General features: G+C 68.5%; 12 protein-coding genes. 2 read left to right on the top strand and 10 right to left on the bottom strand.

The window, feature by feature from the left end:
* Positions 1-71 precede the first annotated feature (71 nt).
* From NUG21_RS01980 to aroE, 8 genes are all read right to left on the bottom strand, one after another.
* A complete protein-coding gene (locus NUG21_RS01980) occupies positions 72-1,160 on the bottom strand; it encodes an ATP-grasp domain-containing protein (RefSeq protein ID WP_263392124.1) in 1,089 nt (362 codons plus the stop codon).
* Positions 1,161-1,227: 67 nt separating this feature from the next.
* Entirely contained in the window at positions 1,228-1,404 is a 177-nt protein-coding gene (locus tag NUG21_RS01975; protein WP_184502842.1) for a hypothetical protein, read from the bottom strand.
* Between the two features lie 26 nt (positions 1,405-1,430).
* Complete coding sequence (locus NUG21_RS01970; RefSeq protein ID WP_263392123.1) at positions 1,431-3,602, bottom strand: peptidase domain-containing ABC transporter; 2,172 nt, start codon at positions 3,600-3,602, stop codon at positions 1,431-1,433.
* The gene (locus NUG21_RS01965; RefSeq protein WP_317852475.1) at positions 3,599-4,957 is read right to left on the bottom strand and encodes an HlyD family secretion protein; all 1,359 of its coding nucleotides are present in this window, start codon (positions 4,955-4,957) and stop codon (positions 3,599-3,601) included. The genes NUG21_RS01970 and NUG21_RS01965 overlap by 4 nt, the downstream gene beginning before the upstream one ends.
* Before the next feature lie 124 nt (positions 4,958-5,081).
* Complete coding sequence (gene dinG, locus NUG21_RS01960) at positions 5,082-7,211, bottom strand: ATP-dependent DNA helicase DinG (RefSeq protein WP_263392122.1); 2,130 nt, start codon at positions 7,209-7,211, stop codon at positions 5,082-5,084.
* 67 nt (positions 7,212-7,278) lie between these two features.
* Positions 7,279-7,641 carry a hypothetical protein gene (locus NUG21_RS01955; RefSeq protein ID WP_263392121.1) on the bottom strand — a complete coding sequence of 121 codons (363 nt, stop codon included), beginning with the start codon at positions 7,639-7,641 and terminating at the stop codon, positions 7,279-7,281.
* Positions 7,642-7,675: 34 nt separating this feature from the next.
* The gene (locus NUG21_RS01950) at positions 7,676-8,020 is read right to left on the bottom strand and encodes a hypothetical protein (RefSeq protein WP_019797512.1); all 345 of its coding nucleotides are present in this window, start codon (positions 8,018-8,020) and stop codon (positions 7,676-7,678) included.
* Between the two features lie 37 nt (positions 8,021-8,057).
* On the bottom strand, positions 8,058-8,906 hold the full coding sequence (gene aroE, locus NUG21_RS01945; protein ID WP_263392120.1) for a shikimate dehydrogenase: 849 nt from the start codon (positions 8,904-8,906) through the stop codon (positions 8,058-8,060).
* A gap of 52 nt (positions 8,907-8,958) precedes the next feature.
* Between aroE and NUG21_RS01940 the strand changes: the two genes are divergently transcribed.
* Entirely contained in the window at positions 8,959-9,849 is an 891-nt protein-coding gene (locus tag NUG21_RS01940; protein WP_263392119.1) for a TolB-like translocation protein, read from the top strand.
* A 531-nt stretch (positions 9,850-10,380) separates the two neighbouring features.
* On the opposite strand, the gene NUG21_RS01935 is transcribed toward NUG21_RS01940, so the two are convergent.
* Positions 10,381-12,888: a PepSY domain-containing protein gene (locus NUG21_RS01935; RefSeq protein ID WP_263392118.1), complete on the bottom strand. Its 2,508-nt coding sequence runs from the start codon at positions 12,886-12,888 to the stop codon at positions 10,381-10,383.
* Between the two features lie 200 nt (positions 12,889-13,088).
* Here NUG21_RS01935 and NUG21_RS01930 point away from each other — a divergent pair, with 200 nt between their 5' ends.
* On the top strand, positions 13,089-13,844 hold the full coding sequence (locus tag NUG21_RS01930) for a DNA/RNA non-specific endonuclease (RefSeq protein ID WP_019797629.1): 756 nt from the start codon (positions 13,089-13,091) through the stop codon (positions 13,842-13,844).
* Positions 13,845-13,963: 119 nt separating this feature from the next.
* Here the strand turns inward: NUG21_RS01930 and NUG21_RS01925 are convergent, their stop codons facing one another.
* On the bottom strand, positions 13,964-14,851 hold the full coding sequence (locus NUG21_RS01925; protein WP_263392117.1) for a LysR family transcriptional regulator: 888 nt from the start codon (positions 14,849-14,851) through the stop codon (positions 13,964-13,966).
* Between the last annotated feature and the right edge of the window lie 73 nt (positions 14,852-14,924).

Below are 14,924 nucleotides of genomic sequence, written 5' to 3'. Positions count from 1 at the left end.
CTCCTGTTGAGGACGTGCGAAACCGCAGCCAGCGATCGCGAACAGGGCCGCCGCCGCGGCCAAACGCATCATCATTCGCATAAGGGACTCGTTTCAGTTGGGATCGGTGTACGCTCGGATGCGCGCGCAAGCGGTGCGACGGCGACAGGCGTGGCGAACTCGCGATAGCGCGCGATGTCACCATGCACCAGCAAAGCGCAGAACTTGCGTGCGACATCCAGATGTGGAAGCTTCTGGTCCAGATACAGGAACTGGCCGCCCGGGTTGAGCTCGATGAAGATCGGCTCGCCTCCATCCGCCGGGACGAGAAAATCGGCACAGAAAAAGTCGATGGCCAGCGTCTGTCGCAGGTGCTCAAGCTTGACCAGCAGCGCGTGCGGCAGCGCAATCTCGGCATAGGTGATCGTGGTCTTGTGGCGCACCGCGCGGTAATCGATCTCGCCTTCCAGCGCATGCGTCATCTTGACCGCTACATACTGCCCCTGAAGGCAGACGACGCGCAAATCGCCACGGTGGGGCACAACTTCCTGGTAGTTGGTGGGGCAGGCGCTCACGTCGCCATCGGCCAGGGTTTCCTCGATACAGACGCGCGTCGCATAGGACACGCTATAGCCCGCGTTTTCCGACCAGGCCCCGACGTTGAATGGCTTGACGACAACGCCATCCGGTTCGGCGCTACGAAACCGACGAATGTCGTCCGCACGGCGGCTGATCAGGGTCCGCGGGAGGCGCAGGCCGCTGGCTGCCGCCATCGCCAACTGCAATGCCTTTTGGTCCGCCATCAGCGCCTGCATCGGCGCATTGATCCAGCGCTGCACGCCGACCCCGCTCCCCATCACGGCAAGCGTTCCAAGGTCGAACAGCAATCCCTCGGAGCGGATGAATCCCACATCCTGCTCGTGCACCGCCGCGGGCGGCTGCTTCTTGAACAGCAACCGCCTGCACCAGGCGGCGTCATAGTGCAATGGTGACCCGTCGCGCACGAAGCGGGCTCCGTGCGTGTCGCACAGCATCGATCCGGTCATGCCGGTCGGCCATGCGCCACTGTCGAACAACTCCACCGTATGTCCCGCCGCCACGATCATGGCGGCGATGGCCGTTGCGTGCGTGTCGCGTTGCGGCGCCACGATCAAGACCTTCCTTGCCTCTTCCTGCGTCATCTGGGCATCCGTTGTGCAGTCTCGCCGGATGCATGGCGGCGCTGCAGCGCCGCCATGCGCCTTCCGATCAGCCGATGATGACGATGGTCTCGGTATCGACAGCTTCGACGATGATGACGATCAGCGTGTCGCCCTGCTGCTGACCGCCACCACAGGAGATCGCATTGACTTCTTCCTGGGTCATTTCACGCGCGAAGCGCTGGGCAACGGGACGCGAATTTTCCGTGTTCACGACAGTTTCCATTCCACTCTCCTTGAAAGACAGCATGGTTATTCGCCGGCGACGATGCCGGCGAGCTTCTCGACGCTTCGCGACGCGTCAAGTCTTTCGGCGCCATGACGCACGCCTTGATTCCGCTCCGCCCCCAGCACGACCTTGCGGTCGGCCGAGGCGATGGTGTCTTCTCGATGCGCGATCAGGACGCGCGTCATGCTCAGCGCCTTGATGTGCGCATTGACCATCTCGTCGCGCTGCCGATCCAGATGGCTGGTTGCCTCATCCAGCACCAGGATCTTGGGCTGCCGGTACAGGGCACGCGCCAGAATCACTCTCTGCCGCTGCCCGCCCGACAGGATCGACCCCATGTCGCCAACCAACGATTCGTAGCCCATCGGCATCCGCACGATGTCGTCGTGGATGGCCGCCAGCTTGGCGGCGGCCACAACGCGCTGCAGGCTGGCGTCAGGATCGAAGAACGCGATGTTGTCGGCCAACGAGCCGGCGAAAAGCTGGTCGTCCTGCATCACCGCACCGACCATGCCGCGATAGGTCTCCAACCCCAGCCGTCGGATTTCCACACCGCCCACCTCGATATGCCCTTCGGTTGGCGCGAGCAAGCCCAACAGGAGTTTGGCCAGGGTGGATTTGCCGCAACCGCTCGGTCCGACGATGGCCACCGACTCGCCGGCGCGAATCTTCAGGTCAAAGTGGCGCAGGACCCAAGGATCATCGTCTGAGTAGCGGAAGCTCACGCCCTTCAGCTCAATCTCCGGCGCCAGTTCGGGCCCACTGTAGTGTCCCAGCGCATACGGTTCGGGATCACTCATGGCGATGTCGGCGATACGCTCGGCATGCAATCGCAGCATACGAAACTCGACGCACTTGTCGACCAGGCTTCCTGCCCGGCTGGTGAACAGATCCGCATAGCTGAGAAACGCCACCAGCATGCCCGCCGACAACGCATCATGCAGTGCCATGTAGCCACCGATGCTGATCAGCAGCACGCGCTGGAGCCCGAAGACGCCGCCATTCAATGCGGTGAACGCCAGGCCGATGCGCTGCGCCTGCATATCCAGACTGGCGGCCTGGACGGTCGCCGCGAACAGCCGGCTCTGACGCAGGCCCTGCTTGTTGGCTAGCTTGATCGCCTGGATGCCGCGGACCGACTCCATCAACTCGCTCTGCTGCCGCGCCGAATGAAACAATTGATCGCGGGTGATCCGGAACTGCACGCGGTACATCGCCACGCGCAGCAGCAAGTAGCAGACGAATGCCGTCAACACCAAACCGGCGAGCTTGGCGCTGTAGAAGAACAGCACCACCAGCGCCAGTACGCCGGTCATGCCGTTGAGGACTGCTTCGACGAAACTGCCGGTCAGCGTGGTCTGGATCGACTTCAGCGACCCGAACCGGGACAGCACATCGCCCATATGCCGCTTTTCGAAATAGTCCAGCGGCAATCGCATCAGGTGGCCAAACAGGTTGTTGATCCACTGGCTGTTGAGCGAGGCGCCCAGCCAGCTGACCACCCAGCTGCGCGCCAGACTCAGCGCCGTCTGTGCGAGTACCGCGAGGAGGAATCCGATCGCCAGGATCTTCAGCAGTGGCATGTCTGCGGAGACCAGGACGTGGTCGATCAGCCACTGCATCTGGAATGGCATCAGCAGCACCAACATCTCGATCGCCAGCGCCAGCGCAAAGACCTGCACCAGCGCGCGACGCAGCCCGACGACCCTCCCGGTCAGCATCCGCAAGGACACTGGCTGCGGCGCCGCCACCTTCTCGAAGCTCGGACTCGGCACCAGTTCCAGCAACACGCCGGTGAAATGCTTGCCGACCTCTGCCAGCGGCAGCCGCAGCACGCCGCGCGCAGGGTCGTGGATCAGCGCGACCCCTCGCGTGACGCGCTCAAGGACCACGAAGTGGCTTAGATCCCAGTGCAGGATGCAGGGGCCGCCAACAGCGGCCAGGTAGTCGAGCTCAGCGCGCATCGGCCTGACCTCGAAACCGATGGTGCGCGCGATTTGCATCAGACGCTCAAGACGTGCGCCCTGCAAAGAGATGCTGAAGCGCCGACGCAGGCTGGGCAGGTCGACGTTCTGCCCGTGGAATCCCGCGACCATCGCCAGGCAGGCCAGGCCGCACTCCGCCGCCTCGGTCTGCATGACCGGCACGATCCGCGTCGCAAACGGCGACCTCCAGGGCGACCAGGACCCGCTCATGACCCACGCTCGTCAGACGGGGCATCGCGCATCCCGGCGGCCAGTTCGTAGACCGGCTCGAACATCCATTCGATCAGATGTCTGCGTTCCAGCAGAATGTCCGCATCCAGCGCCATCCCGGGGCGCAGTGGCTCCTTGCGTCCGTACGCCACGACATTCTGGCTACCCAGTTCGACGACCACCCGGTAGCGCTGCTCCTTGATGTCCTGGCCCAGCAACCGGGTCAGATCGCCCGAACTCATCGCACTGCGCGAAATTTCCGCGACGCGGCCGGCGTGCCGTCCGAACTTTTGATACGGGAATGCCTGATAGCGCAACACGACCCGATCGCCCGGGCTGACGAACCCGACTGCACGCGAAGACACCCAGAGCTCGGCGCGCAGACGCGTCTCCTGCGGCAACAGCGTCATCAACGGCTGCTGTGCAGCGACCGGCTGCCCCGGATACACCAGCAGATTGCCGACGATCCCATCCGATGGCGCGCGCAGGATCACCGCGCGGCGGGCCTCGCTCTCGGAAATCGACTGTGCCACGTCCGCCAGTTGCCGGTCGATCTCGTTGTTCTTTCCGATCAGCGTTGCCGGAAGCTGCTCCAGCTGTGTCCGCAATTGCGATTGCTGCTGCCGCAGTTCCAGCGAATGCTTCTGCAGATCCTTGAACTGCGCCTGATTCTGTATCGCCACATCCTGCTGCTGCAGCAACTGCACCTTGGTCAATACCCCACGGTTGCCGGGACTGGACCATTGCTCGTACAGGCGCATGGCGCTATCGGCACGTTGCCGCTGCAGACCGATCTGTTCTTCGGTACTGGCAATCTGACGTTTCAGCAGTTCGATACGCGTACGCAAGTCGCGATCCTGCGCCTGCGACAGGCTGCGCTGTTCCTCGATGTCGGAACGCAAACGCTCGCGCTTGAGGCGCAATTGCGCGATCACCGATGCCTGCGTATCGCCGAGCGAGGCGCTGTCCTGTTCGCCGGAAATCTCGATCAGCGGTTGTCCCGCACGGACTTTCGCGCCCTCCTTGACGAACGTACGCACGACCCGCCCAGAGGTCGAAGGCGTCATGGTCAGCAGCCCGCGATCGGGCACCAACGTGCCACTGACCGCTTCTCGCCGCGTATAGCTGCCAATGCACAGCAGCGTCAGAACAAAGACGAGTAGTGCGATGCTGACCCAGAAGTAAGCCCAACCGAAGCGTGGCGCGTCCAGGCGCACGGCGCCGAGCCAGCCCTCGCGGCGCGCTCGAAACACTTCTTCCCTGAAGAATCCGTCCGCCATCGCCATCCCCTGAGCGGCGCTGTGTGCTTTCCTAGCGCGTGAATGTTTATCGCTTTTTGGGATCAGGGCCGTCAAGCGCGCATCGACGCATCCATGGACGGCACGGTAGACAATTCACGCTGCTACGACGCTGCCCGCGGCGCGTTGCGCAGAGCAGCGACCGGCCACGTCGGCATCAGCGGCGTCGCACGCGCATTCGCTAGCCGATCACCCGCTTGAACGGCGGCAACGCATCGATGATGCGCTTGCCATAGCGCTTGGTCAGCAGCCGCGAATCGAGAATGATCACGCGGCCGTGGTCGTCGGCGGTGCGGATCAGGCGGCCGGCGAACTGGGTCAGGGTGCGCAGCGCGTGCGGCACCGCGATCAGGTTGAAGGCGTTGAGGCCGCGGCTCTCGAACCATTCGCCGAGCGTGGCGGTCTGCGGATCGGTCGGCACCGCGAACGGCACCTGGGTGATGACTACCGTGGTGCAGGCCTCGCCCGGCAGGTCCAGGCCTTCGCCGAAGGAATTGAGGCCGAACAGCACCGAGCCTTCGCCGGCGGCGATGCGGCGCATGTGCTCGCCGATCATCTGCGACTTGGAGCCGTCGCCCTGCACCAGCACGCGGTTGCGCTGCGCGATCGGCAACAGGTCGGCCACCTTGAGCATCTTCCAGCGCGAGGTGAACAGCACGATCGAGCCCTTGCCCCAGTCCAGCTCGCGCACCAGGTAGCGCGCCACTTCGCGCGGGTGGCCCTCGCGGTCGTCCGGCGCCACCGGGAACGCCGGCACGATCAGTTCGGCCTGGTTGGGCAGGTCGAACGGCGAGGACAGCGACACCATCTCGGCGTGCGCGGGCAGGCCGTTGTCGATCGCCAGCGCCTGGAAATCGCCGCCGCCGGTGAGCGTGGCCGAGGTCAGCACCGCCGCGTCCACCTCGCTCCACAGCAGCGAGCGCAGCACCTGCGCGGCCGACACCGGCGAGCAATGGCAGATCAGATCGGCATCGCGCGAGGCGGTGATCCAGCGCGCCATCGGCGGCTGCCCGTCCTGGTCCTCGCGGCGCCAGCCCAGCCACAGCGCGTACTGCTGCTCGACCATCTCCAGGGCCATGCCCAGGTTGCGCTGCAGGCGTTCCTTGGCCGCATCCTCCTGCTTGGACTTGGCCGCCAGCTGGTGCGCGGCCTGCACCCAGTTCAGCAGCGCGCCGGTGTCCTGCGCCTGCGCATCGATCAGCGGCTTCCACGCTTCGGGCAGGCGCCCGTTGGGCGCGCGCCACATCGGCTCGTCCTGGCCCGGCTCCGGCACCCACACCCGTTCAATCTCGGCGCGGAACGCCTTCAGCCCCTTGGACACCTGCGCGGCCAGTTCCACCGCCTCGTTGGGCAACTGGTTGCCGATGCGGTCCTTGTCGGCAAGCCGGTAGGCGGCGCCGACCAGCGCCTGCAGGCGGCCGGTGCGCCGCGCCATCTCGTCCAGCGGCAGATTGGCCGCGCCCTGGTCGATGGCGACGCCGGCGATGTGGTGGCCCTCGTCGAGCACCAGCAGCATGTCCGACGGCGGCGCGATCAGCGGCTGGCCGTTGTCGCTGTCGCCCAGCGACAGCGCCGACAGCAGCAGAGCGTGGTTGGTGACCACGATCTGCGCATCGCGCACCTCGCTGCGCGCCTTCAGCACCGGGCACTGCACCGCGAACGAGCAGCGTCGGCCGGCGCAACCGGCGGCATTGGTGGTGATGCGCGCGCGCAGCGACGGCGGCACCGGCTCCGGCGCGGCGTCCAGGTCGCCGTTCCAGGTCCTGTCGGCATAGGCCTTGGCCAGCGCCCGCGCCTGTTCGGCCTCGGCCGGGCTCAGCGGGCGGTCGTACAACGGCGCCTCGTCCTCGAACATGCTGTCCTGCGCGGCCTCGCCATGCAGCTCGGCCACGTTGCGCGTGCACAGGTAACGGGTGCGGCCCTTGGCCAGGGCCACCGTGGCCTCCAGCCCGGTCGCCTTGAGGAAGGCCGGGATGTCGCGCTCGACCAGCTGCGACTGCAACGCCACCGTGCCGGTGCTGATCACCAGCTTCTTCTTGCTGGCCAGCGCGATCGGCACGCCGGCGGTCAGATAGCCCAGGCTCTTGCCGACGCCGGTGGGCGCTTCGGCCACGCCCACGCCGCCGGACGTGCCCAGCGCACGCGAGACCACGCCGATCATCTGGCTCTGCGCGCGGCGCACGCGGAAGCCCGGCGTATTGGCCTGCAGCTTGGCGTAGGCATCGCGGATGGCCAGCTTGACCGGTTCGGTGAGCTGACGCGGGGACGGGCCGGACGCGGGCGGCGTCGACGGCGAAGGGGACTCGGTCATCCCGACATTTTCTCACGTCCCGTCGCAAGGACTGAAACGCGGGAACTGAACGGCGCGCCATGCCGCCTTACGGCGGCGGCGCGGCCTTGCGCGGCAGCGCCAGCCACAGCGCGCGCAGCAGCAACCCCAGGCCGACCAGGTACAGCGCATCATCCAGCAGATGCACCAGCGCATAGACGCCCGGATGCATGGCGCGGAACTGATCGTCGATCAGGGCCGCCCATGCCAGCACCGCGTCCAACAGCCGCGGCAGGATCGCGCCCACCAGCAACACCGTCAGCCCGAGCCGCGCCCGGGTGCGCGCGCGGCCCGGCGCCAGCCGTGGAAGCAGCAGCAGGGCGATCAGCGGCAGCAGCAGACGCGCCAGCAGGCCGAGCGCGCCGGTCAGCGCGCTCACGTCCAGCACCGGGTACAGCCCCATCGCCAGCATGGCGCCCTCCATGGACCAGGCCCGTCGGCGTCGGTCAGTGCGGCGCCGCCACGCGCGGCGGCAGGGCGAAGCGCAGCGCCAGCACCACCAGCAGCATGCCCACCGCGAATACCAGCGCGGCGACGAAGCTGACAATGCCAAGCATGCTTGAGACCGACGAGTAGCTATGGCCTTGGGAAACCAGCCACATCGGCACGAACGACATCGCCGTCCCCAGGCCCAAGGCAAGCAGCAGGATCGCCAGCCCGCAGATGCCCAAGGTGCGTGCACGGCCAGGACGGCGCGTGAACAGCAGCGCCAGACCGACCACATAGACCAGCAAGAGCGGCAACTGCGTAAGCAGTCGCGTCAGCACTTGCAGCATCAACGATTCGTCCATGCGTTTACTCCCGGATAGATGGCGGAGGCGGCGTCTTTCAGTCGGCGCTGACCAGCACTGCGTCGCGCTCGCGCAGCGCGGCATACACCGGATCGGTGTCCGGGCGCACGCCATGCCATGCCTCGAAGCTCTCGGCGGCCTGTTCCACCAGCATGCCCAGGCCGTCCACGGTGTCGCGGCAACGCGCCGCGCGCGCCCAGGCCAGGAATGCGATCGCGACCTCGCCGTAGTTCAGGTCCACCGCCAGGGTCATGCTGTTGATCAGCGACAGCGGCAGGGTGAAGCTGGCGGCCGGATCGCGGCCGATGGTGGTGGCGTTGACGATCAGTTCGAAATCGCCCAGTTCGCGCAGGTCTTCCCAATAGCGCGAGATCGCGCGCGCCGGCTCGCCCAGCGCATCGACCAGCGCGTCGGCGCGTTCCGGCGCCCGGTTCACCACCACCAGTTGCTGCACGCCGGCCTCCAGCAGCGCCGGCGCCACGCCGCGCGCGGCGCCGCCGGCGCCCAGCAGCAACGCGCGGCGACCGCGCAGGTCCAGGCCGTTGCGGCCGGTCAGGTCACGCACCAGGCCGGCGCCATCGGTGTTGTCGCCGTGCCACTGGCCATCGCGGTAGCTGAGCGTGTTGACCGCACCGGCCGACTGCGCGCGTGCGCTGTGCACCAGGCTGAGCGCGAACGCGGCTTCCTTCAGCGGCAGGGTCACGTTGGCGCCGACGCCACCGGCCGCGGCGAAGGCGGCCAGCGCCGCGGCGAACCCGTCGGCCTGGACGTCGATCGCCTCGTACTGCAGGGCGATGCCGGTCTGTTTGGCGAAGGCGGCGTGGATGCGCGGCGACAGCGAATGGGCGACGGGGTGGCCGAACACGGCAAAACGGGAGTTGGGCATGGAGCGCTCGTTGGTTGTTTTAGACTGGCGGCGACATTCCATGGAATCCCTCATGCGGACCCCTGCCCTGCCGCTCGCGCTGGCCGCGAGTTTACTCTGCGCGCCGTGTGCGTTCGCGCTTTCCGAATTCGGCATCGAGGGCATGGGCGTGGTGTCGACCGCCGCCGACGAGACCCGCGCGAGCGTGTCGCCCGACGGCCAGCGCATCGTCTGGGCCAGTCCCGACCGCGCCGGCGGGCCCGGCGGCGGCGACCTGTGGCAGGCGGTGCTGCGCGACGGCCGCTGGCGCGACCCGCAACCGCTGCCGGCGCCAGTGAACTCGCCGAACCTGGACAGCGACCCGTTCTTCAGCGCCGACGGCCGCTGGCTGTACTTCGCCTCCGATCGTCCCGGCGGCCACGGCGGCAGCGACCTGTACCGTGCGCCGGTGCTGGCCGGCGGCGGCTACGGCGCACCGCAGAACCTGGGCGCGGCGGTGAATTCGGCGGGCAACGAACGTGCGCCGGCCCTGTCGCTGGACGGCACGCGACTGCTGTTCGCCAGCGACGGCCACGGCGGCGCCGGCGGCCTGGACCTGTTCGTGGCGCGCCTGCAGGGTCAGACCTTCGCCGCACCGCAGGCGCTGGCCGGGGTCAACAGCGCCGACGACGAAACCGATGCGGCCTGGCTGGGCGACGGCCGCGCGCTGCTGTTCGCCCGTGCCCACGGCAGCGCGAGCAGCCAGGTGTTGCTGGCGCAATGCGCCGGCGGCCGCTACGCGGACCCGCAGCCGCTGGCGCTGTCGTTCAACGGCAGCGATGGCCACACCGCCGGTGCCGTAGTGGACGCGTCCAAGCCGGGCGAACTGCTGTTGTCCGGCAGCGCCCGCGCGCCGAAGGCCGGCAAGCGCGACCTGTACCGGATCAAGGCGCCAGCGGCGACCGGCAGCGGCGACTGCATCTAAGCGGGTTGCGCGGCGACGCGACGCACGGTTGCAATTGGTCGAGCGCAGTCGCGAACGTTCGCCGAAGGAGTACGGCGGCGGCGGCCGCCCCCTTCCGGCAACCACGCCCGGGCGTTTCCGGGATGCCCGGGCTGCTGCCATGCCGGCGGGCAAGCGGCGTAAGAAAAGGCCGGTGTGGGAGGGACTTCAGTCCCGACGCGTGGCACTTGGGCGCATCCCCTCTGCGCTTGCCGCAACCGAAGCCCTCCTCCAACAACGCGCTCTACCGCAGTCAGCGAGACACGCCGTGGTCTTGCCGGAGCACATTTCGCCTTTTTTGCAGAAACAGCCGCGACATGCATTCCCGGGTGCCGGTCGCGGCTGAAGCCGCTCCTACGAGGCACGGCGTATCCGGTTGATCCATGACCGGCGCAGACGATAGGAGACGCCCTGAAGTCGCGCCACTCGCATCTCCAGCCGGCACATGATGTGCAGCAGCAGTCGACGCAAGCACGCAGCGGACGCCGATTACGCCGCTATCGGCGCATCATCTCAATACACATCGCGTCGGTAGCGCCCTTCGGCGCTGAGCGCATCCAGCGCGTCCTCGCCAAGGATCTCGCGCAACGCATTATCCACGCCGCGCGCCATGCCCTGCAGGCTGCCGCACACATACACGGTGGCGCCACGCGCCACCCAGGCGCGCAGCGTGTCGGCGGCCTCGCGCAGCCCGTCCTGCACGTAGCGCTTGTGCGCCTGGTCGCGCGAGAACAGCAGGTCCAGGCGCTGCAGATGGCCCGCGGCCTGCCAGGCCCGCAATTCGTCGCCGAACAGCGCGTCGTGCGCGGCGTTGCGTTCGCCGAACAGCAGCCAGTGCCCCTGCACGCCGGCCTGCTCGGCCTCGCGCAGCAGGCTGCGCAGGCCGGCGATACCGGTGCCGTTGCCGATCAGCAGCATGGGCGCATCGCCATGCCGGCGGAACCCGGGGTTGGCCCGCACCTGCGCGCGCAGCACGGCACCCACCGGCGCGTGCTGGCACAACCAGCCGGCGCCCACGCCGGGGCTGCCGTCGTCGCGCAGGGTCAGGCGCACGACCAGCTGCAGCAGGCCGTCGGCCGGCACCGAGGCGATCGAGTACTCGCGCAACGGCAGGCTCGGCAGCGCATCCACCCAGGCCTGGAGATCGTCGTCCGGCGCCGGCGGCGTCAACGCGCGTGATGCCAGCGCCTGCCACAGCGGCTGACGCACACCATCGGCGTGCACCGCCTGTTCGGCGTCCAGCGCCTGCGCGGCGAGCCAGGCGCGGACCGTGTCGGCGGCGTGGCAGGGCTGCACTTCCAGGATGTCGCCGGCGTGCCAGTGCGCCTGCGGCGGCGGCGCCAGATCGATGCGCCACACCGGGGCGCCGGCGCTGCCGGGGTTGAGCAGGACGCGACCGGCCAGGCGCCAGTCCAGCGGTTCCGGTGCCTGCAACACCGGCGCCGACGCCGCCACTCCGGTGAGCGCGGACAGTTGCCATTGCCACTGCGCCAGCGCCTGCGGGTCGGCGTTGTCCACTTCCAACGGCGGGAACAGCGCCTGCGCGCCCTGCGCGTCCAGCCAGTGCTGCACCTCCCGCGAGAAGCCACAGAATTGCGGATACTGGCGATCGCCCAGGCCGAGCACCGCATAGCGCAAGTCCGGCAGCGCCTGCGCCTGGCGCAGCACGCGGCGGACGAAACCACGTGCCGCGTCCGGCGGTTCGCCATCGCCGAAGGTGCTGATCACGAACAGCGCGCGCTGGGTGCCGCGCAGGTGCGCCAGGTCCAGCTGCGCCAGCGAGCGCACGTCCACCGCCAGGCCGGCGGCCTGCAGTTGCGCGGCGGTCTGCCAGGCCAGGCGCTCGCCCAGGCCGCTCTGGCTGGCGAAGCCCACCAGCCAGGAGCCGGCGGCATCGCCGACCAGCCCCGGCAGCGCACGCCGCGCGTCGCGCAAGGCGCGCTTCTTGCGACGGCGGTCCAGGTACAGCATCCAGCCGGTGACGAAGAACAGCGACATGCACAGGCTCGCCAGCAGCATCACCACGCGCCCGGGCAGGCCGAAGAAGCTGCCGGTGTGCAGCGCGAACATGCTGGTCAGCAGGCGCCGGCCCAGCGGTTGCTGGCGATACTCCAGGTGGCGCAGGACGCGGCCGCTGGCCGGATCGACCTCCACGCTGTCGTAGGCGCGGTCGTGCGCCGGGTCGGGCGGCAGGTAGCGGGCCACGATCGGCTGGCCGCTGCGGCCGGGCAGGCGCAGATCCAGGTAGGCGCGCTGTGCGGCGGGCACGGTCGCCAGGGCCGCCTGCAGCCGTGCGTAGTCCACCGTCGGCGGCTTGCCGCCGCGGCCGCCCTCCTTGTCCTTGGGTGCGGCATCGCCGCCGAGCATCGCCACCAGCCCCTGCCGGTACCAGTCGTAGGACCAGTACAGCCCGGTCGCGGCGATCAGCAGGTAAAGCAGCAGGCACCAGGTGCCGATCACCGAGTGCAGGCTCCACAGGAAGCTGCGTCCCTGCCGGTTCCACTCCACCGCCCACCAGGCGCGCCAGCTCCACCATCGCCGCGGCCAGCGCAGGTACAACCCGGACAGGCAGAAGAAGATCAGCACGAAGGCGCAAACGCCGGTGACCGCCTTGCCGCGCTCGCCGGCGGCCAGGCGCCGGTGCAGGTCTTCGACGAAGGAGAAAAACCCGTCCAGGCGCGGCGCCGGCAGCACCGCGCCGGTGTAGGGATCGAAGTACAGGCGGCCGCCGTCGCGGCCGGGCAGGCGTACCGCGGACGGCCGCGTGCCAGTCGGGTCGATCAGCAGCCGGTTGCTGCGGTGTGCGCCGTCCAGGTCCAGGCGCCGCGCCAGTTCGGCCAAGGGCAGCGGCTGCTCGCCGGCGGCATGGCGCGCGGCGATGGCCGCCAGCGGCGGATTGGCCAGGCGCACGATCTCGTCCTCGAAGGCCAGCGTGGCCCCGCTCAACCCCATCACCGACAGCACCAGCCCGGCGCTGATGCCGAGCAGCCAGTGCAACTGGAACAACAGCGTCTTGATCACGGCGCGCGCGGGGGACAGGGCGGGCGCGCATTGTAAATGAGAACGCTTATCGCATGCGATTGATCCGGCGCGGCGCGGCGTCTACCGCCAAGCGTGACCGCCGGCGCGGTTGCCATTTGCCGCACATCCAGCGGTCACCCGGCGGACATCGAACCTGGCCAGTTTCTTCACCTCCATCGACCACCCCCGAGGTTCCTGCAATGTCCGTCTCCCTGCGCGGTTGTCTTGCCCTGCTTGCGCTGTTCGCCGCCCAGGCGGCCAGCGCCGCCACCAGCTGCCCCACGCTCTACGTCGGCGGCAAGGCGCCGACGCTCGACGCGTCGATCACCAGCCGCACCACCGAGGTCTGCCATACCGAATACGTGCTGATGGCCTCGGGCGTGACCAAGGGCCCGCTGTACTCGGCCGAGCACATCACCGACCAGCAGGTCGCCGGCGCCGAATCGATCGGCCGCGTCGGCTCCTTCCACGACGAGACCGGCATCCCGGCCGCCGACCGCTCGCACACCTCGGACTACACCAACTCCGGCTTCGACCGCGGGCACATGACCCCGGCCGGCGATGCCTCGACCACCAACTCGGAGAAGGAAACCTTCTCGATGGCCAACGTGGTCCCGCAGGACCACAAGCTCAACACCGGCGAGTGGGCGCGGATAGAGGAGCAGGTGCGCCAGCTGGCCAAGCAGCGCGGCGAGGTCTACGTGGTCACCGGCCCGGCCTTCGACAGCGGCACGCGCAGCAGCATCGGCGCCGACAACGTGCAGATCCCGAACTACGTGTGGAAGGCGGTGTACGAGCCGGGCAACGGCGCGGCCGCCTACATGTGCGTCAACGACAGCACCATCAACTGCGACGTAGTGTCGATCAACGACGTCATCACCATGTCCGGCGTGGATCCGTTCCCGGCGATCAGCGCCAGCATGAAGGCCAATCCGATCGCGCTGACGTTGCCGTAAGGCGGGGAGTCGGGAGTGGGGAATCGGGATTCGTAGTAGCGTCCTGACTCCCCCTGCCCGGGTTGGGGCGGCCGGAGGCGCGTGTGCGCCAGCCGGCCGCCACTGCAAGCGCGCACACCTCAGCCGGTGTGCGCTGTCATCGCGTCGACCAGCGCCGCGAACACCGCGCTGCAGGCGGCGCTGCCGCGCACGTCCTGGTGCATCACGATCCAGCTTTCCAGGCCCACGCGCACCTGCTGCGGCAGCACCGGCACCAGCGCCGGCGTCCGTCGCGCCAGCGCGACCTGGCAGAAGCCGATGCCGCAGCCAGCACGCAACAGCGCCAGTTGCGCCAGATCGCTGTCGGCGCGCAACGCGAACGCCTCGCGCCGCCATGGCGGCAACGCACTGCGCGCCGCGCGCAGGAACGGCGTTTCCGCATCGAAGCCGATCAGCGCATGCTGCGGCAGGTCCTCCAGCGTCTGCGGCAGCCCGTGGCGGTCCACGTAGTCCTGGTGCGCGAACAGCGCCACCGCCACCGCGCCGACGTGGCGCGCGACCAACACGTCCTGGGTGGGGCGGGTCATACGCACCGCGACGTCCGCTTCGCGGTGCAGCAGGTCCTGCACCCGGTTGCTCAGCACCAGTTCCAGCCGCAGGTGCGGATGCACGCGGCGCAAGGCCGCCAGCACCGGCGGCAACACCTCCGCACCGATCACCTCGCTGGCGGCGATGCGCACCGTGCCGCGTACCGCATCGCCGTGGCGGCCCGCCGCGCGCTGCAGCGACGCGGCCAGGCTGCTCATCGCCTGCGCATGCCCGCGCAAGGCCAGTGCGGCATCGGTCGGCAGCAGGCCGGTCTGCGAACGCACGAACAGCGGCACCGCCAGCGCCTGTTCCAGCGCCGCCACGTGACGGCCGACGGTGGGCTGGGTCAGGCCCAACGCGCGTGCCGCCGCCGACAGCGAGCCTTCCTCCAGCACCGCCAGGAAGGACCGGTAGAGTTCCCAACCGATCGTGTTGTCCATACAGAAATGTATAGCCGGTCCGCATTATTCGCCAATTTTCTTCAGCGGCACCGGCACCGACACTGACCGCCGA

Source organism: Xanthomonas sp. CFBP 8445 (assembly GCF_025666235.1).
Lineage (GTDB): Bacteria > Pseudomonadota > Gammaproteobacteria > Xanthomonadales > Xanthomonadaceae > Xanthomonas_A > Xanthomonas_A indica.
This window is presented reverse-complemented; position numbering and strand designations above follow the sequence as displayed.